The sequence below is a fragment of the Amycolatopsis jejuensis genome, from assembly GCF_000717335.1.
Lineage (GTDB): Bacteria > Actinomycetota > Actinomycetes > Mycobacteriales > Pseudonocardiaceae > Amycolatopsis > Amycolatopsis jejuensis.
The window spans coordinates 1-21,735 of record NZ_JNYZ01000024.1; the positions used below are offsets into that span (position 1 = coordinate 1).

Consider the following 21,735-nt stretch of genomic DNA (forward strand, 5'->3'; position numbering starts at 1 on the left):
AGGCAGGTCGGTCGGGGCGGGTCGGGGCGGGTCGAGGCAGGTCGGATCGGGCAGGTCGAGTCGAGTCGGGCAGGTCGGGTCGGCCGGGCAGGTCGGGTCGGATCGGCCGGGCGGGTCGGGCAGGTCGGGTCGGCCGGGCAGACCGGGTCATGCCGGGCTGGTCGAGTCGGGTCGGGCGGGTCGGGCAGTTATGTCGGATTCGGACAGTCGCCAGGCAGGAAGAACGCACCAGCCCGGCACCACACCCTCGATCGGCACCCCGGCCCAACGCGGCTCGGCACTGCCCGGACCCGACAGCCCAACCCGGCCCCGCCCCCCTCGAATAAGACCCGGCCGCGAATCACCGCCGAGGTTGGTCGCTCGGTCCGACATGGTCGCGGGCCCACTCGTTGAACTTCCGGAGTTGCCGCCAGGACTTGCGGACCCGGTCCAGCGCCTCGCGTTCATGCAGGAAGTCACCCGGCTCCCACGCTCGGACCGCGTACACCGAGCGGTGCCGCAGGAGGTCCAGGCGGGGGTGGTCTTCCGCGAAGCCTCTTGGGCGGGATTTCAGGCGGTCGCCCAGGATGGACCAGCCGTTGCGGCGCAGCGCGGCCAGGGTTTTCTCCAGAACAGGGCCGTGCAGGTCGGTGTCGACTGCCGTGCGGAAGCGCGACAGCTGGTCCGACGCCAGGTGGAAGCAACCGCCGCCGACGCGGAGGCCTTCGGGGCCTACCTCGACGTAGTACGCGCCTCCCCCGCGGCCGGCTTCGATCACCCCGCCGCAATGGGTCTTGTACGGCGTTTTGTCGTGGGCGAACCGGACGTCCCGGTACGGCCGGAACACCTTCGCCCCGCCGAAGCCTGCGCCGAACTCCGGTTCCAGCTCGGCCAGCAGCGCCTCCATCGGCGCTCGGACGTGCTCCTTGTAGATCGCGACGTGGTCGTCCCAGTACGCCTTGGTGTTGTCCGCGAGCAGCCCGTCGTAGAACTCGACGGCATGCTCTCCGAATCCGCTGAACTTCACCCCCAGCACGATAAACCGGGGCACCGACAAAACCGGTGCCCCGGTCCTGCCTATCGGGTGAGTGCGCTGATCAGCTCGCCGTCGGGGGTGTCCCCGGAGAGCTCCCAGAACATCGTGCCGCCGAGGCCCTGCGACTTCGCGTACGACACCTTCCCCGCGATCGTCGACGGGGTGTCGTAGCTCCACCACTGCGAACCGCACTTGGCGTACGCCGTGCCCGCGACGGTGCCGGTGGCCGGGCAGCTCGACTTGAGGATCTTGTAGTCCTCGATGCCCTGCTCGTACTTGCCCGGCGCCGGTCCGGTGGCGGTGCCGCCCGGTGCGTCCTGGGTGACGCCGGTCCAGCCGCGGCCGTAGAACCCGATGCCCAGCAACAGTTTCTCCGCCGCGATGCCCTTCGCTTTGAGCTTCTGGATCGCCGCGTCCGAGTTGAAGCCCTGCGCCGGAATGCCGTCGTACGAGGTGAGCGGCGAGTGCGGGGCGGTCGGGCCTTGCGCGGCCCAGGCGCCGAAGAAGTCGTACGTCATCACGTTGTACCAGTCGACGTACTGTGCCGCGCCCGCGTAGTCGGCGGCGTCGATCTTGCCGCCTTCGCTGCCGTCCGCGGTGATCGCGGCGGTGACGAGCTTCGACGAGCCGAACTTCGCCCGCACTGCCGAAAGCAGGTTCTTCAGCGCGTCGGGACCGCTTGTGTCGCAGCTCAGGCCGCACGCGTTCGGGTACTCCCAGTCGATGTCGATGCCGTCGAACAGCCCGGCCCATCGCGGGTCGTTGACGAGGTTGAAGCAGGACTCCGCGAACGCCGCCGGGTTCTGCGCGGCCTGCCCGAACCCGCCGGACCAGGTCCAGCCGCCGAACGACCACAGCACCTTCAGCCCGGGGTGCTCGGCCTTCAGCTTCTTGAGCTGGTTGAAGCTCCCGGCGAGCGGCTGGTCCCAGGTGTCGGCGACGCCGTCGACGCTGCCTGCCGCGTCGTAGGTCTTCTGGTAGTCGGCCCAGGCGTCGCCGATCGCGCAGCCGCCGCCGGTCACATTGCCGAAGGCGTAGTTGATGTGCGTCAGCTTGTCCGCGGACCCGGACGTCTTGATGTTCTTCACGTGGTAGTTACGGTCGTAGACACCCCAGTCGGTGAAGTACCCGACCACTTTCCCGGCCGACGCTCTCGCGGGCGCCGCCGTCGAGGCCGCAGGGGTGGCGACGACCACGGCGGCGAGGGCCGCGAGCGCCAGCCCGGCCAGTGCGGCCAGGCGCTTTCTGCGCAGACGAAGCATGTCCGGCTCCTTCGGGGAGATGACCCTGGGTAATGAATCGGTAACGTGGGGACCAGCGCACCGTAAAAAGGACTGGACCAATCGGTCAATGGTTCAGACCAAATATCGGACCTTCGTCGGTATGCGCATTCCTTGACAGGCATATGCCGGGCGAGGCAGATTTCCGGGGTGATGCAGACCTTCGACGTGCTGGCCGAGCCCCGCCGCCGGTCGATCCTCGACCTGCTGCTCCAGGGCGAGCGCTCGGTCGGCGAACTGGTGGCCGAGCTGCGGCTCAGCCAGCCCGCCGTGTCCAAACACCTGCGCGTGCTGCGCGAGGCCGGGCTGGTGACGGTACGCGTCGCCGCCCAGCGCCGCTGCTACCGGCTGCGCCCGGAACCGCTGGCGGAGGTGGACGCCTGGCTCGCGCCCTACCGGCAGTTCTGGTCCGGCCGGCTCGACGCGCTGGAACAACGCCTCGACCAAACCGAATGAACCGAATGACCCGAATGAGGAGGACCACGTGATCCGCGTGGACGGCCGGACCCTGCGCTGCGCGGACGTCGTCACGGCAGCGCACACCGAAGGCCCGCTCGCAATCGACGTGTCGAAAGCCGCCCTGCGCGCCGCCGAGCACTCGTGGAAGCTCGCCGAGGAGCTGAGCACGCGACGAGTCGTGTACGGGCGCACTACCGGCGTCGGCGCGAACAAGGACGACACAGTGGGCGGCGGCGACAGCGCGGAACACGGGCTGCGCCTGCTGCGAAGCCATGCCGGTGGAAGCGGTGACGTCCTACCGGCCGGGCACATCCGCGCGATGCTGTTGATCCGGCTGAACCAGCTGCTAGCCGGACGGTCCGGGATCAGCCCGGACCTGGTCGGCGCGCTCGCCGAAGCGGTACGCACTGGCGCGCTTCCGGTCGTACACCGGCTGGGCGCCATCGGTACCGGCGACCTGGCTCCGCTCGCCGAGACCGCCCTCGCGCTCGCCGGGGAACGCGCGTGGGCGGTCGGCTCCGTATCGCCGGTTCCGGTGCACACGGGCGACGCGCTCGCGTTCATGAGCAGCAACGCCGCGACGCTCGCCGAAGCGACTCTCGCAGCGATGACGCTGGACAAGCTCACGCGCGCGAGTCACGCCGTCGCCGCGCTCACGTACGTCGCTCTCGACGGCAACCCCGAGGCGTACGCAACGCCTGTGCACGAAGCGCGTCCGCACGCCGGACAGGTGGCGTGCGCGGCGGAGATGCGAAGGTTGCTCGGCATGCACGGGACACCGAAGCCCGGACGCCGTCTTCAGGATCCCTTCGGGCTGCGCGCTTTTCCTCAGGTACAAGGTCCGGCGTTGGACGCGATTCAGTACCTACGTGACGTACTGGCCGTAGAAATCAATGCCAGCACGGAAAATCCGATGATCTCCACTGAGCACCGCGACGCGTACCACCACGCGCACTTCCACACCGCGTACGTGTCGACAGCGCTCGACCAAGCCCGCGCGACGGTCCACCAGGTCGCGGAGTTGTCCGTAGCCCGGCTCGGTGACCTCGTGGAACCCGAGTTCACCGGGTTACGGCCGTTCCTCGCGGTGGGTCCGCCGGGCAGTTCCGGCGTGATGATCCTGGAGTACGTGGCGCACGACGCGCTCACCGAACTGCGGCAAGCCGCGCTACCCGCGACGCTGGGCACCGCCGTCGTGTCACACGGGATCGAGGATCACGCAAGCTTCTCGACCCAGGCTGCGCGGGCGGCCACGGCGGCAGCTGCGGCGTACCGGCAAGTACTCGCGTGTGAGCTGGTCGCGGCCGTGCGGGCGTTGCGAATCCGCAAGGCGGAACTCGTGGACCTGCCGGTGCGCGCCGCGTTCACCGCGGCCAGCGACGTCCTCGACGACCGGCTCGACGACCGTCCGCTCACCGACGACATCGCCCGCGCAGCAGGGATTCTCGACCGCCTCGCCTCGTGAGCGGCACCAGCGGCACCGGCAGCACCACCGCCACTCACGAGGCACGAGGCCTCAGCCGAAGAAGACTTCCGCTTCCTCGTACCGCTCCAGCGGCACGGTCTTCAGCTCGGCGGTCGCCTCGGACAGCTTCACGCGGACGATGTCCGTGCCCTTGAGCGCGACCATCACGCCGAAGTCGCCGTCGGCCACCGCGTCCACCGCGTGCAGGCCGAAGCGCGTGGCGAGCACCCGGTCGTACGCCGTCGGCGTACCACCGCGCTGCACGTGCCCGAGCACGACCGCGCGCGACTCCTTGCCGGTGCGCGCGGAGATCTCGTCGGCCAGCCAGTTGCCGATGCCGCCGAGCCGCACGTGCCCGAACGCGTCCTTCTCGCCGGTGAGCAGCTTCTCCTCGCCGCCCTCGGGCAGCGCGCCCTCGGCCACGACGATGATCGGCGCGTACTCCTTCTCGAAGCGGCGCTCAACCCACTGCACGACCTGGTCGACCGAGAAGTGCCGCTCCGGCATCAGGATCACGCTCGCGCCACCGGCCAGACCGGAGTGCAGCGCGATCCAGCCCGCGTGCCGCCCCATGACCTCGATGACCAGCGCGCGGTGGTGCGATTCGGCGGTGGTGTGCAGCCGGTCGATCGCTTCGGTGGCAATGGAGACCGCGGTGTCGAAGCCGAAGGTGTAGTCGGTGGCGTTGAGGTCGTTGTCGATCGTCTTGGGTACGCCGACCACGCCGATGCCGTCGTCGGTGAGCCGCTTCGCCACGCCGAGGGTGTCCTCGCCGCCGATGGCGATCAGCGCGTCCACGCCCTGGTCTTCCAGCACGGTGCGGATCTTCTCGACGCCGCCGTCGACCTGGTACGGGTTCGTCCGCGACGAGCGCAGGATGGTGCCACCGCGGGTGAGGATGTCCTCGACGTCGGCGAGCCCGAGCGGCTTGCTCTCGCCGGTGATCGGACCCTGCCACCCGTTCCGGAAGCCGGTGAACTCCCAGCCGTGCACCTCGATGCCCTTGCGGACCACCGCGCGGATGACCGCGTTCAGGCCGGGGCAGTCACCGCCACCGGTCAGCACACCGACACGCATCTGTTTCCTCCGTCTTCGTCACAGGGAGAGTGCAGTCACAGTTCCACCGCCAAGCGTAGCGGTTTTCATCTGGATCGGTGCAGGGCGGACCACCTGCCGAATCGGTCCGGACCGCGGCGCGACGGGGCGGCGGCGGGCTGTGTTACGGTGGCCGCGTGCAGCGCTATTTCTGGTTTACGAAGCCGGCCCCGGGTGGGCACGGCCGCGTGAACCTGCGCTGACCTCCACCCGAGCCGGATTTCGAACCGGCTCGGCGCTTCCTCCGCGGGTCGGTGTCCACCAGGAAGGACCACCCGCTCATGAACACCCCGCTCGTCGTTGCCCCAGCAGCACCTGCCGACGCGAGTTCGCTCGACCATCGCCGCACCACGTCGGTCAGCCCGCTCATCTCCCCCGCCCTGCTCCGCGAAGACCATCCGGTGGACGCCGCCGTCGCCAAGGTGGTCCAGACCGGTCGCGCAGAAACCGTCGACATCCTCGACGGCCGTGACGACCGGCTCGCCGTGATCGTCGGGCCGTGCTCGGTGCACGATCCTGCCGCGGCCCTCGACTACGCACAGCAGCTCGCGGCCAAAGCCGAGGAACTGCGCGAGGATCTGCACATCGTGATGCGGGTGTACTTCGAGAAGCCGCGCACCACACTGGGGTGGAAGGGCCTGATCAACGACCCCGATCTGGACGGCACCTTCGCGGTCAACAAGGGCCTGCGGATGGCGCGGAAGCTGCTGCTGGACGTGTCCGCGCTCGGGCTGCCGGTGGGGTGCGAATTCCTCGACCCGATCACGCCGCAGTTCATCGCGGACATCGTGACCTGGGGTTCGATCGGGGCGCGTACCGCGGCAAGCCAGGTACACCGGCAGCTGTGCAGTGCGCTGTCGATGCCGGTGGGGATCAAGAACTCCACTGAGGGGGACGTCCAGGTCGCGGTGGACGCGACCCGCGCGGCGGCGGCGTCGCACGTGTTCCCGGGGATCAATGTCGACGGGCTGGCTGCCTTGGTGACGACCTCGGGAAACCCGGATTGTCACGTGATCTTGCGCGGGAGTTCATCGGGGCCTAACCATGACCCGGCTTCGGTGACGGAAACCCTGGGACGGCTGGCGAAGGCCGGGTTGCCCGAGCGGCTGGTGGTGGACGCGAGCCACGGCAACAGCGGCAAGGACCACGTCCGGCAGGGCGAAGTGGTGCGAGAACTGGCCACCCGGATCGCCGCCGGAGAACGCGGAATCGCCGGGCTGATGCTGGAGAGCAACCTGGTCGCCGGCCGGCAGGAGCTCGTGCTCGGACGGGCGGAGGAGCTCACTTACGGGCAGTCGATCACCGACGCGTGCCTGGACTGGGACACCACCGGCGACCTGCTGGACACCCTGGCCGCCGCCGTCCGCACCCGCCGCGGCTGATCCGGCAAGTCCGTGAAGGGAACCATCAGGGAATCAGATTCCGTGATGGTTCCCTTCACGGACTTCCCCCAGGGCCTCAGCGGCGGCGGAAGGCGGACTCGATCACGTCCCAGCGCTGGCGGTTGTGGCGGGCGTCGGCGAGGGCGTCGTGCTGGTCGGTGGGGGCGGCGGGGAGTTTCGGTTTTCCAGCGTCTTCCCAGCGTTGGCGCAGGTCCCGGGTGAAGCGGGGCAGCTGGCGGGGCAGGGCGGGCATCGGGCCCCACAGCTGGGCCAGCGCGACGTGGTCGTACGCCGCGAACCAGGCCCACAGCTCGATGCCACCCGGCGGCTTGCCGAAGAACTCCAGCAGGCCGGCCCGGATCTGCTCGCGGCTTCGCCACGCCGGGTCCGCCGGGGACGGCAGCTTCGGCAGCACGTTGTCGCGCACCCACGCGCCTGCGCGGGCCGGGTCGAAATCGGTGGACACGGCGTAGAACTCGCGGCCGCGTTCGTCAACGACACCGATCGACACCAGGTCGATCGTCACGCCGTCCTCGATGAATTCGGTGTCGTAGAAAAAACGCACCGGTGAACTGTAGACAGGCCTCAGCCTGCCTTGGTCTCCGGCACCCGGTCCGCGGCGCGGCCGGACGGCTGCTCGGGCACCCTGGGCTTCACCCCGGCGGCTTCCGCAGCCAGCAGTTCCTTCGCCTTCGCCGCGTAGATGTCCACGTATTCCTGGCCGGACAGCTCCATCAGCGCGTACATGATCTCGTCGGTGATCGAGCGTTCGATGAACCGGTCACCGGCAAGGCCGTCGTAGCGGGAGAAGTCGAGCGGCTTGCCGAAGCGCACCTCGAGCCGGCGCGGCCACCACATCTTCGAGCCGATCGGGTTGACCTTGTCCGTGCCGATCATCGCGACCGGGACCACCACGCCGTGCGATTCGAGCGCGATCCGCGCGACGCCGGTCTTGCCCTTGTACAGCCGCCCGTCCGGCGAGCGCGTGCCCTCGGGATAGATCCCCAGCAGGTGGCCGTCCTCGACCAGCCGGATGGCCGTGTCGAGCGCGGCCTGCGCGGCGTTGCCGCCGGACCGGTCGATCGGGAACTGGCCGACCCCGGTGAAGAACCACTTCTTGAGCAGGCCCTTGAACCCGGGTTCGGTGAAGTACTCCGACTTCGCCGGGAAGGTGACCTTGCGCTTGACCCGCAGCGGCATGAAGAACGAGTCCGCGACCGCGAGGTGGTTGCCCGCGAGGATGGCACCCCCCGTCTCGGGGATGTTCTCGGCGCCCACGACCTTGGTGGGCCACAGCGTCTTGAGCAGCGGTCCGATGACGACCCACTTCATCAGCCAGTACAGCACCGGGTTCCAGTCCTTCCTGCCCGCGCGGGCCCCGGCAGGTCAGCCTACGGAACAGGGGGTCACCCGCACAACGCGAGCAGTGGCGGTCACCGCGTGGCAGCGACCGATCTCACAGCGGAACCGGACTGCCACGGCGGCCAAGAGGGGGCCCCACAACCCGGCGTCGGCGTGAGAGCATGGACGGACTCCACCGCTTCGATCGGAAGGCGTTCGTGATGGGCGTGCTCGCCGGCGCGGAACCGTTCTCCCACCCGGGTTCCTCCGGGGCCGGCTTCCTGCTCTGCCACGGATTCACCGGGACCCCCGACGGCTTGCGCGCGTGGGGCGCGCACCTCGCTGCGGAAGGGTTCGCGGTGCGCTGCCCGCTGCTGCCCGGACACGGCACGCGGTGGCAAGATCTCAACCGGACCACCTGGCAGGACTGGTACGGCGTCGTCCGCGAAGAGCTGCTGGCCCTGCGTGCGGAATGCGACCAGGTGTTCGTCGGCGGGTTGTCGATGGGCGGCACGCTCACGCTCCGGCTCGCCGAGGAGTTCGGCGCGGACCTCACCGGGATCGTGCTGGTCAACCCGTCGGTCATGCGGACCGGCCTGGACACCAAGCTGCTGCCGGTGCTCGCGCACGTCGTGCCGTCGGTCCCGGCGATCGCGAACGACATCGCGAAACCCGGCGTCACCGAGCTGGCTTACCCGCGCACGCCGGTGCGGGCGGCGGCGAGCCTCGCGAAGCTGTGGAAGCTCGTGCGGGCCGATCTTGCGAAGGTGACGCAGCCGGTGCTGCTGCTGCACTCGCGGGTCGACCACGTCGTGGAACCGGAGAACTCGGAGATCGTGCTGGCCGGCGTCTCGAGCACGGACGTCACGGAAGTGGTGCTGGAGAACAGTTTCCACGTCGCGACGCAGGACAGCGACGCGGACGTGATCTTCAGCCGGAGTGTCGAGTTCGCCCGTGCGCTGCGGGCGGGACAGGTGGGTGCCGGATGACCCGGGGGAAAGGCGCGGACGGGCCCGAGGACGTCGACGCCACGTTCGCCGAGATCGTGGCCGACCTCCGGGCCGAGGGCGTGGGCGTGTTCGTCGACGAGGACCCGTTCCCCGGCGCCGGAACCGACACCGTTCCGCCGGATTCCCGCCCGGCCGACCCCGACGTCTCCGGATCCGGCAGCACCCCGGCCCGTCCGGCCGCGGATCCGGTACCGCAACGGCCGCAGCCGCCGAAGGCACCGGCAGAGGACGGCTGGCGTACCGGCGGCACCGACTGGGACGAGACGATGTTCTCCGCCGACCCGGCCGGGGACGACGAGCATTACGTACCCCCGGAGCCGCCGCCATTGCCGCGGTGGCGCAAGGGTGCGTTCGTGGTGCTGCTCTTCTTCGTGGTCGGGCTGCTGCTCCTGATCGTGCCGAACCTGATCGGCGTCGGGCCGGCGCTGGCCACGCCGCTCGGCATCCTGTCGCTGGCCACCGGTATCGCGTTGCTGTTGCTGCGGGTACGCCAGGGTCCGCCGCCGGGGGCAGACCCCACCAACGGCGCGCAGGTCTGACCGGGCGGGCATGCGGATCGACTTCCGGGCCTCCCGCCGGTCCACCGTCGGGGTGGAGTGGGAGCTGGCGCTGGTGGACCGGCGCAGCGGTGAGCTGAGGTCGGTCGCGGAGGAGATCCTCGCCGCGGTCCGCCCGGACGGCGCGGCCGAGCATCCGCGGATCAAGCAGGAACTGCTGCTCAACACCATCGAGGTGGTGAGCGGCGTGTGCACCACGGTCGCCGAGGCGAAAACGGATCTCGCCGACGCACTCGACGAGGTGCACCACGTCACGGACCCGCTCGGGGTCGAGCTGTTCTCCGCCGGATCGCACCCGTTTTCCTCGTGGTACCGGCAAAAGGTGACCGACAAGGCGCGCTACGCCAAGCTGATCGACCGCACCCAGTGGTGGGGCAGGCAGATGCTGATCTACGGCGTCCACGTGCACGTCGGTCTCGATCACCGGGACAAGGTCCTGCCGGTGCTCGACGCGCTGCTGCACTACGCGCCGCATCTGCAGGCGCTGTCCGCGTCGTCGCCGTACTGGTCCGGCGAGGACACCGGGTACGCCTCGAACCGCGCGCTGATGTTCCAGCAGCTGCCCACCGCCGGGTTGCCGTTCCAGTTCCGCGAATGGGCGGAGCTGGAGCGCTATGTCGACGACATGTTCACCACCGGCGTGATCGACCATTTTTCCGAGATCCGCTGGGACATCCGCCCGGCACCGCACTTCGGGACGATCGAGATGCGGGTGTGCGACGGCCTGCCGACGCTGCAGGAGGTGGGCGCGATCTCGGCGCTCACGCAGTGCCTGGTGGAGGACTTCAGCACCCGCCTCGACCGCGGCGAGCGGCTGCCGGTGCTGCCGCCGTGGCACGTGCAGGAGAACAAATGGCGGGCCGCGCGCTACGGCCTCGACGCAATCGTGATCCTCGACGCCGCCGGTCGCGAACGCCTCGTCACCGACGATCTCCTCGACGTGCTGGACCGCCTCGAACCGGTGGCCCGCCGGCTGGACTGCGTCCGCGAACTGCGCGACGTGGAGAACATCCTCCGCGCGGGCGCGAGCTACCAGCGCCAGCGTGCGGTGGCCAAGCAGTACAACGGATCCTTGAAAGCCGTGGTCGCGGCGCTGGTCATGGAGATGCGCGACGGCGTCCCGCACGCTTAGGGTCGGGGCGGGAGGTCAGGATGTCGCACACATTCACCACGCTGATCGAGCTCAACGGCAAGACCGCCACCGGTTTCCGGGTCCCGGCGGACGTCGTCGACGCGCTCGGGCAGGGGAAGAAACCCAAGGTCCGGGTAACCATCGGGCCGCACGTCTACCGCACCACGGTCGCCGTCTACGGGGGCGAGTTCATGCTGCCGCTCAGCGCGGTCAACCGGGAGGCAGCCGGGGTCAACGCCGGAGAGACAGTCGAGGTCACGCTGGAAGCAGACCTCGAGGAACGCACCGTCGAGATACCCGCCGAGCTGGCCTCGGCGCTCGATCAGCACCCGGGCGCGCGGGAGGCGTTCGCGAAGCTTTCCTACACCGCACAACGCGAACGGGCGGACGCGGTCACCTCGGCCAAGCGGCCGGAAACGCGGGAACGGCGGATCGCGAAGATCGCCGCGGAGCTCAGCCAGTAACGACCCGCTGAGTCCGGGTGGTCAGCCGAGTTCGCGCAGCAGGGTTCCCGGGCCCAATACCCGCGCACCCAGTGCGCCGACCCGGCCGCGCAGCTCGCGGTCGGCGGTCACCACCACCACGTGGTCGTCCTCGCGTTGCTGCGCGGTGACCTCGACGATCTTGGAGTCGCCGTCGGTCTCCGCCGCCACCACCTCGACGCCGGGGATCGACGGCACTCCCCTGGCTTTGCCTTCCACCACCAGCACCACGCGCGGCCACCACGACCACGCCGGACCCGCGCCGATGCCGACGACGTCGTCCCGCATCCCCTGTTCGGCCGGGCCGGTGAGCTGGTTGCGCAGCCGTTCCGCGGCGCCGTGCCGGTCGCGCCACCAGCCGTCCGGACGGGAGCCCATCACGTTCGCCGCGTCGACCACCAGCACGAGTTCGCGGCCCAGCTGCGCGCGCAGGATCGGCCACGCACTCGCGAAATCGCTGTGCAGCTTCAGCCCGTCCACCTCGTCGGGCGGGACCCAGCGCATTTCGGCGCTCTCCGGGTTCGCGACCCGCGCCTGGAGGGCACTGTCGGCGATGCCGAGGACAGTCGTGTACTGCCATTCGCCGTGATCCAGCACCGACGCCGACATCGCCCGGAACCCGGACGACGGTACGTCGGCTTCTTCCCACGCCTCTCGCGAAGCAGCTTCGCGCACTGTCTCGCCGGCTTCGATCGCACCGCCGGGTAACGCCCAGGTACCGCCGTTGTGTACCCACCATGCGCGCCGCTGCAGGAGCACGCCGCGGTTCGGATCGCACAGCAGCAGCCCTGCCGCGCCGTACGCACCCCAGTGCTGCCGGCCGCAGGAGCACCGCACGAAGCGGTTGGCGGTCATCGGCGTCACCCTGCCCAGCCTTCCACACGAACCGTGGAATGCCTAACGCACCAGGGCGTCCATGGCCAGCGCAGCTGCCCCGACGATGGCAGTGTCGTCGCCCAGGTGCGCAGTGCGGATGCGGGCCAGCGGGCGGTGCCGCGCGCCGGTGATGGCGCCTGCGTAATGCTCGCGGGCCTCGTCGAGGAACAGCGGCGCGGATTCCGAAACACCGCCGCCGATCACGATGATCTCCGGGTCGAAGACGTCCGCGACGAGCGCGAGCCCCTCGCCGAGCCACTTGGCCAGTTCCGCCATGGCACGCAAGGCGATCGGGTCCCCGTCGCGCGCCGCGCGGGCCACCCGGCGGCCGGTGACCGACCCCGGGTCACCGGCGATTTCCCGCGACAGCACGGTGGATCGGCCCGGGTAACGCGCCAGCAGTTCGACCGCGGTGGCGGCCAGCGCCGTGCCACTGCAATACCGTTCCCAGCAGCCGTATTTCCCGCACGGGCACGCACGTCCGTCCGGCACCACGGTCAGATGCCCCAGTTCCGGGGCGACGCCGTAGGCGCCGCGGTAGATCTCGCCGTCCAGCAGCAATCCGGCGCCGATTCCGGTACCCAGCGCGACCAGCGCCGCGACCCGCGCGCCGCGGGCCGCGCCGAACCGGTGCTCGCCGACGATCGCCGAGTTCACGTCGTGCTCCAGCGTCACCGGCAGGCCGACCCGCTTGGCGATCCGGTCCGCCACCGGCGCGTCCCGCCAGGCGAGGTGCGGCGCGAACATCACCGACCGCCGGTCGCGCGCCACGAATCCGGCCACCGCCAGCCCGACCGCGGCGACCTCGTGCCGGTTGCGCAGATCCTCGACGACTCCCGCGATGGCGTCCTCGAGCGCGTTCTCCTCGCTCGGCGTCCCGACGCGCGCCGTGTCGAGCACCGAACCGCGCTCGTCGACCACCCCGGCGCGCACGCTCGTCCCGCCGACGTCCACCCCAACGGCCCGCACTCAGGTCCCCCGCTGCCAATCATCGCTCTTGCGGACCGCGATGTGCTGCACCCGCGACGGCCCGCTCGTGGCCGGTTCCGGGGCGGGCGGACGGAACCCGGGCATGTGCACGCCCTCGTCCGGCTCCCAGCGGTCCGCGAGCACCGCCCGCAGCAACGCGACGAGCTGCGCCGCCTGCTCCAGGAGCCGGGCCACGAACTCCGGCCGCTCTCCGCGCACGACGGCGACGATCGCACACAGCGGGCACCATCCGCAGCCCTGGGTTTCGCCGGGTTCGTGCTGCTCCGCCGCCGAGCCGTGCCCGGCCGCGACGACGCCTTCCAGCCACGGCGCGGCCCGTTCGATCACCATCTCGACCAGCAGCCGGATCTCTTCGGCCAGCTTCAGCCCGTCGGCGGAATACCCGGGTTCGTCCTCTTCGCTCACGCGGGTCCCCGGTTCCCGGCCAGGCTGACCACCAGGCCGTCGGCATCGGATTCCGCACCGGTGATCCGGCACGGGCGCAGCGTCTCGGGCAGCGCGACGAGGCGGCGGAACCCGTCGACGGTGATCGCCAGGTCGTCGTCCACGCGGGCGAGGTCGAGCACGGAATCCCGGTCCAGCGGGAGTGCGACCCGCAGCCGGAACCCGTCGCCTGCCGTCGTGACCGTGAGCAGCGGAGTGACCGGTTTTCCGTTGCCGGACAAGGGATCCCGGCTGCCGTACAGTTCACGGGCCAGCTCGGCCAGCGCCGCGGTACCCACCGGTTCGGCGGCCCGGTGCTCGACGCGCGCCAGCTCGCCCGGCCCGAACCCGGCTGCCGCGAGCTCGTCGAGTACCTGGTCCTGCTGGTCACGCCGGGTGCGCAGCCACCTCGCCGCGGACCCGCGCCAGAAGCCGGGCGCGGGCATCAGCCGGTTGGCGATCAGGCCGTCCACCGCGATCCCGCGCAGCGCCAGCGACGTGAGCGTGCGCCGGGCCTCGGCCACCACGACGCGCTCCGGCGTGAGCACGAGCCGCACCGTCGTCACGTCCGGATCGGTGAGCAGCTCGCGCAGCGCGTCGAGGTGTGCGCCGAGCCGCCGGACCGACGCCGCAATCCGGCGGCTGCCGTAAACCCGGCTCAGGTAACCGGAAACGGCTTCCGGCAACGAGAGAAGCCGCAGGGTCTCGGCAGTCGGGCCGCAGTCGACGACCAGGGTGTCCCACGGCCCGCGCGACGCCAGCCGCCGCACTTCGCTCAGCGCGAGCAGCTCGTCTACGCCCGGCAGCACGGTGAGTTCCTCGGCGTCGAGAACGTCGAGACCCGCTCCCGCGAGCACTTTCCGCAGCTCACCGCGCAGCTCGTGCCAGGTGCGGTCAGCCAGGGCCCGCGAGTCGACCTGCGCCGCCCAGAGCCCGCTGTCCACCTCGGCGGCTTCGGTGCCCAGCGGCGTGCCGAACGCGTCACCGAGCGAATGCGCCGGATCGGTGGACACCACGAGCGTCTTCCTGCCACGCCCGGCGAGCGCGGTGCCGGTGGCCGCGGCGAGCGTGGTCTTCCCGACACCCCCCTTGCCGGTGAACAGCAGGATCCGCATCTAGCCCTCGGCCCTCCGCTTGAGCTCCTTGAGCGCGGTGTCCATGACCATCTTCTCCGCCTTGCGCCGCAGCAGTCCGATCATCGGCAGCGCCAGCTCCACCGACAGCGTGTACGTGACCTTGGTGTGCCCTTCGCCGAGCGGCTCCAGCGCGTACCGGCCGTTCTGCGCCTTCTGCATCTGGCCTTTGATCAGATGCCAGCTGACGCCGAGGCCGTCGGCGTCCCAGTCGTATTCGAGCGTGTACACGTCCTTGATCGGCCCGGCGTCGAGGGTGAGCTTCACCTGTTTCGCCCTGCCCTCGTCGTCGGTCGCGAGCACCTCGGTCTCCCGGACCGCCTTGGTCCACTCCGGGTACGCGGGAAAATCGGAGATCACCGACATCACCCGCGCGGGCTCGGCGTCGACCTCGATGGACTGCGTGGACTGCTCGGCCATGGGACGAAGCGTAGCCGGAGAGCGCAGTCACCAGCGCAGCACGTAGGGCTGCCCGGTCTCCTTGAAGTGACCCACGTTACGGCATTCGGTGCGCCCGACCCGCCGGCGCACCGCCAGCGGCTGGTGCACGTGCCCGAACAGCGACCAGCGCGGACGCTGTTCGCGGATCAGGTCGACCATGGCCCGCGAGCCCAGCTCGGCGCGTCGCGCGATCACGTCGTACGTCAGCTCCGGCACGGCGGGCGGGATGTGCGTACAGAGCACGTCGACCTGCTTCAGACCCGCCACGGCTTGGTCGAACTCCTCGCGCAGCCGCAGGTACGGCCGCCAAGCCGCGCCCTTACGCGGCCGCAGGACCACGCCCTCGGGCAGCACCGCGCCACCCGCGAAGCCGAACCGCAGGCCACCGATGGTGACCACCTCGCCGTCGACAAGCTGTACGCCGGACCCGGTGAACTCCGGCCACAACGCGGGCGCGTCGACGTTCCCGGGGATCGCGTACGTGGGCGCGGTCATCGAAGCGAACAGCGTGGCGTACTGCTCACGGATGGCTTCGTCGACCGCTTCGACGGGGTTGTCGAGCGTGGCCCACAGCGTGCGCGAGTACGCCACTGTGTCGTCCCTGGTGCCTTCGCGGCGCAGGCGGGCGAACTCGGCGACCTTCTCGGCGCCGAACAGCACGCCCATGATGCCCTTGTCGTGGTCGTGGTAGTCGACGAAATCAAGCAGGTCGCCCAGCACGACCAGCGCGTCTGCCCCGTCGCCTGCCCGCTTCAGCGCGTCGGCGTTGCCGTGCACGTCGGAGACGACGTGAACCCGCACAAGAGCCTCCTACTCGACGGGCCGGGGTGGCACCCCCGGCTCGCGCCCGTCCTCGAGGATCGTCTTCAGCTCCAGCGCCACGTCCTTCGCCGCGCGCGCCCGCCGGTCGGCCTCGCGGCGCAGGTCGCGCGGGCCGAGCTCGCGCGGGGCACCGCCGGGGCCGGCCGGGGTGGCGCGCAGGAAGTAGTGCAGCACGGTGCCGTCGAGGACGGGTTCCAGCCAGACCTCCATGGTACCGATCAAGGCACCGGTGACGGTCCAGCGCAGGCCCTTGTCCCCGCGGTCGGTGTAGACCTGCAACTCCAGGTCGGGCCAGTACCTCCGCCACGCCCGCGGGTCGGCGAACGCCGCGGCGAGAGTGGCCGGGGGGACGACGATGAAAGTCTCGTCGACGAGGTCGAGCGCCGGTGGTGCCTGCACCCCGCCCACGATGTCACGACCTCGCCACGCGCCGGGCGCCACCATGGTCTTAAGGTCTACGGCAGGTTAAGTTGACTGGCGGGTAACCGCACTGTCGAACACGGAGGTCCACGTGCGCGAATACAGCGCCCCCGCCGGCAAGCCGGTGACCGACGACGAGAACCTGGCCGACGTCGTCTGGGCGAACGCGGAACGGTTCTCCGACGTGGTCAGCTTCCGCAGGCAGGTCGAGGGCACCTGGCTGGACGTGACCGCGAAGGACTTCGCCGACCAGGTCGCGGCCGTCGCCAAGGGCCTGATCGCGGCAGGCGTCGGGCACGGCGACCGGGTCGCGCTGATGTCGAAGACCCGCTACGAGTGGACTCTGCTCGACTTCGCGATCTGGGCCGCGGGCGCGGTCACCGTCCCGATCTATGAGACGTCGTCGCCTGAACAGGTGCATTGGATCCTGTCCGATTCGGCGGCCAAGGCGCTCGTGGTGGAGACCGGGACGCACCTCGCCGCGGTCGACGAGATCCGCAGCAGGCTGTCCGCGCTCGAGCACACCTGGCAGATCGAGGGCGAGTCCCCGGCGGTCGACGAGCTCACCGCCCGCGGCGCCGAGGTGTCCGACGAGGACCTGCACACGCGCCGCCGCAGTGTGACGGCGAACGAGATCGCCACCCTCGTCTACACCTCGGGCACCACCGGGCGGCCCAAGGGCGTCGAGCTGACCCACCGGAACCTGCTGGCCGAGATCCGCGCGGACATCGAGGCGTTCCCGGAGCTGATGGAGCAGGGCAACTCCTTGCTGTGCTTCCTGCCGCTGGCGCACATCCTGGCCCGCGCGATCGCCGTCACCGCGCTCACCGCCCGGGTCACCCTCGGGCACACGCCGGACGTGAAGAACCTGGTCCCCGACCTCGGCACCTTCCGCCCGACGTTCGTGGTCGCCGTGCCGCGCGTGTTCGAGAAGGTGTACAACACCGCGAAGCAGCGCGCGCACAGCGAAGGCAAGGGAAAGATCTTCGACGCCGCCGAAGCGGTCGCGGTCGCGTACAGCGAGGCGCAGGACCGCGGCGGCGCCGGGCTGGGCCTGCGGGCGAAGCACCTGCTGTTCGACAAGCTGGTGTACGGCAAGCTCCGCGCCGCGCTCGGCGGCCGTTGTATCGCCGCGGTGTCCGGCGGGGCTCCGCTGGGCGCGCGCCTGGCGCACTTCTTCCGCGGCATCGGCGTCCCGGTGTTCGAGGGCTACGGCCTCACCGAGACGTCCGCGGCGGCGAACGTGAACACCAACGGGGCATTCCGGGTCGGGACGGTCGGCCGCCCGGTCGCGGGCACCTCGGTGCGCATTGCCGAGGACGGCGAGGTGCTGCTCAAGGGCGACGTGGTGTTCGGCCGGTACTACAACAACCCGGAGGCGACCGCGGAAGCGCTCACCGACGGCTGGTTCCACACCGGCGACCTCGGCGAGCTGGACGCGGACGGTTTCCTCAAGATCACCGGCCGCAAGAAGGAGATCATCGTGACCGCGGGCGGCAAGAACGTCGCCCCGTCCGGGCTCGAGGACACGATCAAGGCCGCGCCGCTGGTGAGCCAGGTGATGGTGGTCGGCGACCAGCGGCCGTTCATCGCCGCGCTGGTCACGGTCGACGAGGAGTACTTCCCGTCGTGGAAGACCCAGCACGGCAAGCCTGCCGGGGCCACGGTCGCCGAATTGGCCGAGGACGCCGATTTGCGGGCGGAGATCCAGGTGGCTGTCGACGAGGCGAACCGGCATGTTTCGCATGCGGAGGCGATCAAGAAGTTCACGGTACTGGGGGCGGATTTCACTGAGGCCAGTGGGGAGATCACGCCTAGTTTGAAGTTGAAGCGGGGTGTGGTGGGGAAGAATTACGCTGCCGATATCGAGGCTCTGTACCGTAAGTGAGCCGGTGCGGCCTGAGTGGTGGGGGGAAGGGCTGTGAAGGGAACCATCACGGAATCTGATTCCCTCATGGTTCCCTTCACGGAATGCAGGCGTCAGGACTGCGGGGGTTGCTGGAACTGCTGCTGTTGTTGCGGGGGCTGGTGTGGCTGCTGCGGGGCGCCGTCCGGGACCACGTACACCGCGGTGCCGTAGGCGGCGATTTCGCTTGCGGTACCGGCGATTTCGTTGCAGTCGAAGCGGAGGGCCAGCACTGCGTTCGCGCCGTGGGCCATGGCTTCCTGGCAGAGGCGGTACAGGGCCTCGTTGCGGGAGTCGGCCAGTAGTTTCGACAGGCCCTTCAGCTCGCCGCCTGCCATGGCCTTGAAGCCGGCGCCGATGTTGGAGAACATGTTGCGGCTGCGCACAGTGAGCCCGAACACCTCGCCGAACACGCGGACCACGCGGTAACCGGGCAGATCGTTCATCGTGGACAACAGGATCGGGAACTGCTGCTGGTACTGCTGTTGCGGTGGTGCGGCTTGAGTCATGCGCGGATCGTAGCGTCGGCGGGCGGATCACGCCGTGATTCGCGCATTCCAGTCCAGGTGATGCCGGTACGCCCAGCCGCGGTCTTCGGCCACGTCGTTGCCTGCGCTCGCGGCCACCAGCTTTTCCACCCGGGCGCGGCGCAGCCGGTCGTACACCGCGAAAGCCGTGGGTGCGTCGGGGAGATCGCGCAGGCATTGGCCCAGCACCACGGCGTCTTCCAGCGCCATCGACGCGCCCTGTCCGGCCGCTGGGGACGCTGCGTGGGCCGCGTCTCCGGCCAGGACCATCGACGGGGTGGACCACACCCGGGTCGTGGGGAGGTCGTAGGAGTGGCCGCCGAAGACCTCGTCACCCGTTGCGGCCACGATCTCGGCGCACGGGAGCGGGTCTTCGACGAACGCCGTGTGGGTGAACTCCCGCCAGCCGGCCGGGGTGACCTCGGCGATTTCGGCGCGCGGGCGTTCGGCGTCCGGGATGCGGGCGAACCAGAAGGTCGCGCCGTCGGGGGCCGTCGTGTAGCCGAAGGCGGCGCGGCTGCCGCGGATCATCCGGTAGATGCCCGGTGCGGCCGGCAATCCTTCGGCGCGGGTGTAGCCGTAGACCACCGTGAGCCCGGTGTACCGGGGTGGCTCGGCCTGTGGGTCGATGAGCGTGCGGACCACCGAGTGGAGGCCGTCGGCGCCGATCAGCAGGTCGCCGCTCGCGGTGGTGCCGTCCTCGAACGTTGCGGTGACCTGCTTGCCGACGGTAGCCGTGACCAGGCGCCGGCCGTGGACCAGGGGGATTCCGCGGCGTTCGGTTTCCTGCTGGAGCACGCGGTAGAAGGCGGCGCGGGTCAGGGTGCGAGGGCCGTCGAGGCCGCGGTCGAATTCGCGGGTGCCGAAGACTGTCCCGTCCGGGCCGATGAGTTCGACGCCCAGTGCGGCGAAGGACGCGTCGATCACCGGCGCATCGGCGTCGATGGCGCGGAGGGCGTCCATGCCGTTGTGCATCACGGTGAGGAATGCGCCCGCGTCCTCGCCGCCGCTGCGGTGGGCTTCGAACACCACCGGCTCGTGCCCGGCGCGCTGTAACGCCATCGCCGTGACCGTGCCCGCGACTCCCCCGCCGATGATCAAAACCCGCATCGCGCCCCCCTGGATACGACCGTGCCGCCGCCAACCGTAGCGGGTGGCGGCGGCACGGAACCAGGCGTCAGGCGCGCTGCGCGACCGCGAGCCGCACGCAGACGGCGAGACCGCGTACGGCCTCCTCCACCTCGGCCAACTCGGGGAAGGTGGGCGCGATCCGGATGACCGCGTCCGCCGGGTCGGCACCGTGCGGGTGCGTCGCTCCGGCCGGGGTGAGCGCGATGCCCGCCTCCTTTGCCAGCCGGACGACCTCCTTCGCGGTGCCCTCGGGCACGGTCAGCGAGATGAAGTACCCGCCGATGGGCTTGGTCCAGCTCGCCAGGTCGCTGAGCTCCTCGCTGAGGATGCGCTCGACGGCGGCGAACTTCGGCGCGATCAGCTCGGCGTGCTTGCGCATGTGCGCGCGGACCCCGTCGGCGTCCTTGAGGAACATCGCGTGCCGCAGCTGGTTGACCTTGTCCGGGCCGATCGTCCGCTTGGCGAGCAGGCCGAGCCACCAGGTCAGGTTGGCCTCCGACGCACCGAAGAACCCGACCCCCGACCCGGCAAAGGTGATCTTCGAGGTGGACCCGTACACGAACACCCGGTCCGGGTTACCGGCCTCGGCGCACAGCGCGAGGATGTCGGCGAGCTCCGGCTCGGCGTCGGTGAGGTGGTGCACCGCGTAGGCGTTGTCCCAGATGATGCGGAAGTCCGGCGCGGCGGTGGGCATCGAGGCGAGCCGCCGGGCGACCTCGTCGCTGAACGTGACGCCGGTCGGGTTCGAGTACTTCGGCACGCACCAGATGCCCTTGACCGCGGCGTCCTCGGCGGCGAGCCGCTCGACCACGTCCATGTCCGGGCCGGTCTCGGTCATCGGCACCGGGATCAGCTCGATGCCGAAGCGCTCGGCGAGCGCGAAGTGCCGGTCGTACCCGGGCACCGGGCACAGCATCGCGACGCGCGGCTCGTCGGCCCAGCGGCGCGGCGCGCCCGGCAGGGTGCTGAGCATCGCCTGCGAGACGGTGTCGTGCATCAGCTCCAGGCTCGAGTTCCCGGCCGCGAGCAGCTGCTCCACCGGTACCTGCAGCGCGCCGGCGAAGATCCGGCGCAGCTCGGGCAGCCCCTTGAGCCCGCCGTAGTTGCGGGTGTCGGTGCCGTCCTCGGCCTTGAACCGGCCGTTCGGCAGCGTGAGGAGGTCCGCGGAAAGGTCGAGCTGCCGGGGCGACGGCTTGCCGCGGGTGATGTCCAGGGAGAGGCCGCGGTCGACCAGCGCCGCGTAGTCGCGACGGGCGGTGTCGACGTCGACAGGAGCTGTGGTCATGCCTATCACGCTAAACCGCCTGCGCAACCCGGTTCGGGCGACCCCCGGCTAGCGTGGGGCGCGTGCGATTCATTGTGCATGCCGATCAGCGGCAGTTCTCCTTGCGGGACAAGGGCGCCTGGCGTCCGGGCGACGGCGGCTGGACCGAGGAGGCGGTCGCCGTGCATCGCCTTGCGGTGGAACCGTCGTCGCTGTCCGTGGCCACCGCGCGGTCGGACCTGGTGGAGGTCGACGTGTCGGTCTCCGGTGCCGCGTCGCCGCTGCTCACCGGCGCCGAGCACGTCGTGGAGGCCGACCTCGCGGTGCCGGGCGGCGAGGTGACGCTCGCCGGTCCCGCCGACTACCCGGGGCAGGAACACCGGATCGCGGTGTCCCCCGGGCGGTACCGGGTCCGAGTGTCCTATGTGGAGAGCGGACCGCCGGATGCCGAGTGGCACGAGCACGAGTTCGGTCCGCATTACCGCTACGTGCTGGAGCTGTGGCCGGCGTCGCACGCGGCGCCGGTCGAGGTGGTCCGCCTCGGCGAATGGGACGGCTGAAAACGGTTGGCAAGATCGGCGGCG

The 21,735-nt window shown here is 70.3% G+C and carries 24 protein-coding genes; 9 read left to right on the forward strand and 15 right to left on the reverse strand.

What is annotated here, in order from left to right; translation table 11 throughout:
* Positions 1 to 340: 340 nt before the first annotated feature.
* Together OO71_RS30065 and OO71_RS30070 are read right to left on the reverse strand one after the other, a co-directional pair.
* Positions 341 to 1,006: a DUF2461 domain-containing protein gene (locus tag OO71_RS30065; protein WP_033293449.1), complete on the reverse strand. Its 666-nt coding sequence runs from the start codon at positions 1,004 to 1,006 to the stop codon at positions 341 to 343.
* Positions 1,007 to 1,056: 50 nt separating this feature from the next.
* On the reverse strand, positions 1,057 to 2,277 hold the full coding sequence (locus OO71_RS30070; RefSeq protein ID WP_033293331.1) for a glycoside hydrolase family 18 protein: 1,221 nt from the start codon (positions 2,275 to 2,277) through the stop codon (positions 1,057 to 1,059).
* A gap of 171 nt (positions 2,278 to 2,448) precedes the next feature.
* Between OO71_RS30070 and OO71_RS30075 the strand changes: the two genes are divergently transcribed.
* Complete coding sequence (locus OO71_RS30075; protein ID WP_211260645.1) at positions 2,449 to 2,751, forward strand: ArsR/SmtB family transcription factor; 303 nt, start codon at positions 2,449 to 2,451, stop codon at positions 2,749 to 2,751.
* 28 nt (positions 2,752 to 2,779) lie between these two features.
* A complete protein-coding gene (locus OO71_RS30080; protein ID WP_033293333.1) occupies positions 2,780 to 4,219 on the forward strand; it encodes an aromatic amino acid ammonia-lyase in 1,440 nt (479 codons plus the stop codon).
* Positions 4,220 to 4,270: 51 nt separating this feature from the next.
* Here the strand turns inward: OO71_RS30080 and OO71_RS30085 are convergent, their stop codons facing one another.
* Positions 4,271 to 5,296 (reverse strand): 6-phosphofructokinase, encoded by a 1,026-nt coding sequence (locus OO71_RS30085; protein WP_033293334.1) that lies wholly within the window; start codon positions 5,294 to 5,296, stop codon positions 4,271 to 4,273.
* 299 nt (positions 5,297 to 5,595) lie between these two features.
* On the opposite strand from OO71_RS30085, the gene OO71_RS30090 reads away from it, so the two are divergent.
* Positions 5,596 to 6,696, forward strand: coding sequence for a 3-deoxy-7-phosphoheptulonate synthase (locus OO71_RS30090; RefSeq protein ID WP_033293335.1), 1,101 nt, complete (start codon positions 5,596 to 5,598; stop codon positions 6,694 to 6,696).
* Between the two features lie 76 nt (positions 6,697 to 6,772).
* Here the strand turns inward: OO71_RS30090 and OO71_RS30095 are convergent, their stop codons facing one another.
* Both OO71_RS30095 and OO71_RS30100 read right to left on the reverse strand, forming a co-directional pair.
* Positions 6,773 to 7,261 (reverse strand): polyadenylate-specific 3'-exoribonuclease AS, encoded by a 489-nt coding sequence (locus OO71_RS30095; protein WP_033293336.1) that lies wholly within the window; start codon positions 7,259 to 7,261, stop codon positions 6,773 to 6,775.
* Between the two features lie 20 nt (positions 7,262 to 7,281).
* A complete protein-coding gene (locus tag OO71_RS30100; RefSeq protein ID WP_033293337.1) occupies positions 7,282 to 8,043 on the reverse strand; it encodes a lysophospholipid acyltransferase family protein in 762 nt (253 codons plus the stop codon).
* Positions 8,044 to 8,258: 215 nt separating this feature from the next.
* Here OO71_RS30100 and OO71_RS30105 point away from each other — a divergent pair, with 215 nt between their 5' ends.
* From OO71_RS30105 to OO71_RS30120, 4 genes are read left to right on the forward strand one after another with little or no spacing between them, the layout of a single operon-like run.
* Positions 8,259 to 9,026, forward strand: a complete 768-nt coding sequence (locus OO71_RS30105; protein WP_033293450.1) for an alpha/beta hydrolase — start codon at positions 8,259 to 8,261, stop codon at positions 9,024 to 9,026.
* Entirely contained in the window at positions 9,023 to 9,586 is a 564-nt protein-coding gene (locus OO71_RS30110; protein WP_033293338.1) for a hypothetical protein, read from the forward strand. Before OO71_RS30105 ends, OO71_RS30110 begins: the two co-directional genes overlap by 4 nt.
* Before the next feature lie 10 nt (positions 9,587 to 9,596).
* Entirely contained in the window at positions 9,597 to 10,736 is a 1,140-nt protein-coding gene (locus OO71_RS30115) for a glutamate--cysteine ligase (RefSeq protein WP_033293339.1), read from the forward strand.
* A gap of 20 nt (positions 10,737 to 10,756) precedes the next feature.
* Positions 10,757 to 11,200 carry a YdeI/OmpD-associated family protein gene (locus OO71_RS30120; protein WP_033293340.1) on the forward strand — a complete coding sequence of 148 codons (444 nt, stop codon included), beginning with the start codon at positions 10,757 to 10,759 and terminating at the stop codon, positions 11,198 to 11,200.
* A 21-nt stretch (positions 11,201 to 11,221) separates the two neighbouring features.
* Here OO71_RS30120 and OO71_RS30125 read toward each other — a convergent pair whose 3' ends face one another.
* From OO71_RS30125 to OO71_RS30155, 7 genes are read right to left on the reverse strand one after another with little or no spacing between them, the layout of a single operon-like run.
* Positions 11,222 to 12,082 carry an NUDIX hydrolase gene (locus OO71_RS30125; RefSeq protein ID WP_033293341.1) on the reverse strand — a complete coding sequence of 287 codons (861 nt, stop codon included), beginning with the start codon at positions 12,080 to 12,082 and terminating at the stop codon, positions 11,222 to 11,224.
* Positions 12,083 to 12,115: 33 nt separating this feature from the next.
* Positions 12,116 to 13,048 (reverse strand): ROK family glucokinase, encoded by a 933-nt coding sequence (locus OO71_RS30130; RefSeq protein WP_033293342.1) that lies wholly within the window; start codon positions 13,046 to 13,048, stop codon positions 12,116 to 12,118.
* 15 nt (positions 13,049 to 13,063) lie between these two features.
* On the reverse strand, positions 13,064 to 13,489 hold the full coding sequence (locus OO71_RS30135) for a hypothetical protein (protein ID WP_033293343.1): 426 nt from the start codon (positions 13,487 to 13,489) through the stop codon (positions 13,064 to 13,066).
* A complete protein-coding gene (locus OO71_RS30140) occupies positions 13,486 to 14,622 on the reverse strand; it encodes an ArsA family ATPase (RefSeq protein WP_033293344.1) in 1,137 nt (378 codons plus the stop codon). The genes OO71_RS30135 and OO71_RS30140 overlap by 4 nt, the downstream gene beginning before the upstream one ends.
* Entirely contained in the window at positions 14,623 to 15,060 is a 438-nt protein-coding gene (locus OO71_RS30145) for an SRPBCC family protein (RefSeq protein WP_033293345.1), read from the reverse strand.
* Positions 15,061 to 15,087: 27 nt separating this feature from the next.
* A complete protein-coding gene (locus tag OO71_RS30150; protein ID WP_033293346.1) occupies positions 15,088 to 15,882 on the reverse strand; it encodes a metallophosphoesterase family protein in 795 nt (264 codons plus the stop codon).
* A 9-nt stretch (positions 15,883 to 15,891) separates the two neighbouring features.
* Entirely contained in the window at positions 15,892 to 16,347 is a 456-nt protein-coding gene (locus OO71_RS30155) for a polyketide cyclase / dehydrase and lipid transport (RefSeq protein ID WP_425388710.1), read from the reverse strand.
* Between the two features lie 67 nt (positions 16,348 to 16,414).
* Here OO71_RS30155 and OO71_RS30160 point away from each other — a divergent pair, with 67 nt between their 5' ends.
* Entirely contained in the window at positions 16,415 to 18,211 is a 1,797-nt protein-coding gene (locus OO71_RS30160; protein WP_033293347.1) for an AMP-dependent synthetase/ligase, read from the forward strand.
* Positions 18,212 to 18,303: 92 nt separating this feature from the next.
* On the opposite strand, the gene OO71_RS30165 is transcribed toward OO71_RS30160, so the two are convergent.
* The 3 genes from OO71_RS30165 to OO71_RS30175 form a co-directional block, all read right to left on the reverse strand.
* On the reverse strand, positions 18,304 to 18,738 hold the full coding sequence (locus OO71_RS30165) for a YbjQ family protein (RefSeq protein WP_033293348.1): 435 nt from the start codon (positions 18,736 to 18,738) through the stop codon (positions 18,304 to 18,306).
* Between the two features lie 27 nt (positions 18,739 to 18,765).
* Complete coding sequence (locus tag OO71_RS30170; RefSeq protein ID WP_033293349.1) at positions 18,766 to 19,866, reverse strand: FAD-dependent oxidoreductase; 1,101 nt, start codon at positions 19,864 to 19,866, stop codon at positions 18,766 to 18,768.
* 67 nt (positions 19,867 to 19,933) lie between these two features.
* The gene (locus OO71_RS30175; protein ID WP_033293350.1) at positions 19,934 to 21,172 is read right to left on the reverse strand and encodes an aspartate aminotransferase type Ic; all 1,239 of its coding nucleotides are present in this window, start codon (positions 21,170 to 21,172) and stop codon (positions 19,934 to 19,936) included.
* Positions 21,173 to 21,234: 62 nt separating this feature from the next.
* Between OO71_RS30175 and OO71_RS30180 the strand changes: the two genes are divergently transcribed.
* Entirely contained in the window at positions 21,235 to 21,711 is a 477-nt protein-coding gene (locus OO71_RS30180) for a hypothetical protein (RefSeq protein WP_033293351.1), read from the forward strand.
* The last annotated feature ends 24 nt before the right edge of the window (positions 21,712 to 21,735 follow it).

What these genes read in the sequence shown, in the direction of transcription:
- OO71_RS30175 (WP_033293350.1), bottom strand. Translation starts at nt 21,172, where the DNA reads ATGACCACAGCTCCTGTCGACGTCGACACCGCCCGTCGCGACTACGCG.
- OO71_RS30170 (WP_033293349.1), bottom strand. Translation starts at nt 19,866, where the DNA reads ATGCGGGTTTTGATCATCGGCGGGGGAGTCGCGGGCACGGTCACGGCG.
- OO71_RS30165 (WP_033293348.1), bottom strand. Translation starts at nt 18,738, where the DNA reads ATGACTCAAGCCGCACCACCGCAACAGCAGTACCAGCAGCAGTTCCCG.
- OO71_RS30075 (WP_211260645.1), top strand. Translation starts at nt 2,449, where the DNA reads ATGCAGACCTTCGACGTGCTGGCCGAGCCCCGCCGCCGGTCGATCCTC.
- OO71_RS30085 (WP_033293334.1), bottom strand. Translation starts at nt 5,296, where the DNA reads ATGCGTGTCGGTGTGCTGACCGGTGGCGGTGACTGCCCCGGCCTGAAC.
- OO71_RS30145 (WP_033293345.1), bottom strand. Translation starts at nt 15,060, where the DNA reads ATGGCCGAGCAGTCCACGCAGTCCATCGAGGTCGACGCCGAGCCCGCG.
- OO71_RS30140 (WP_033293344.1), bottom strand. Translation starts at nt 14,622, where the DNA reads ATGCGGATCCTGCTGTTCACCGGCAAGGGGGGTGTCGGGAAGACCACG.
- OO71_RS30120 (WP_033293340.1), top strand. Translation starts at nt 10,757, where the DNA reads ATGTCGCACACATTCACCACGCTGATCGAGCTCAACGGCAAGACCGCC.
- OO71_RS30105 (WP_033293450.1), top strand. Translation starts at nt 8,259, where the DNA reads ATGGGCGTGCTCGCCGGCGCGGAACCGTTCTCCCACCCGGGTTCCTCC.
- OO71_RS30070 (WP_033293331.1), bottom strand. Translation starts at nt 2,277, where the DNA reads ATGCTTCGTCTGCGCAGAAAGCGCCTGGCCGCACTGGCCGGGCTGGCG.
- OO71_RS30110 (WP_033293338.1), top strand. Translation starts at nt 9,023, where the DNA reads ATGACCCGGGGGAAAGGCGCGGACGGGCCCGAGGACGTCGACGCCACG.
- OO71_RS30090 (WP_033293335.1), top strand. Translation starts at nt 5,596, where the DNA reads ATGAACACCCCGCTCGTCGTTGCCCCAGCAGCACCTGCCGACGCGAGT.
- OO71_RS30155 (WP_425388710.1), bottom strand. Translation starts at nt 16,347, where the DNA reads ATGGTGGCGCCCGGCGCGTGGCGAGGTCGTGACATCGTGGGCGGGGTG.
- OO71_RS30115 (WP_033293339.1), top strand. Translation starts at nt 9,597, where the DNA reads ATGCGGATCGACTTCCGGGCCTCCCGCCGGTCCACCGTCGGGGTGGAG.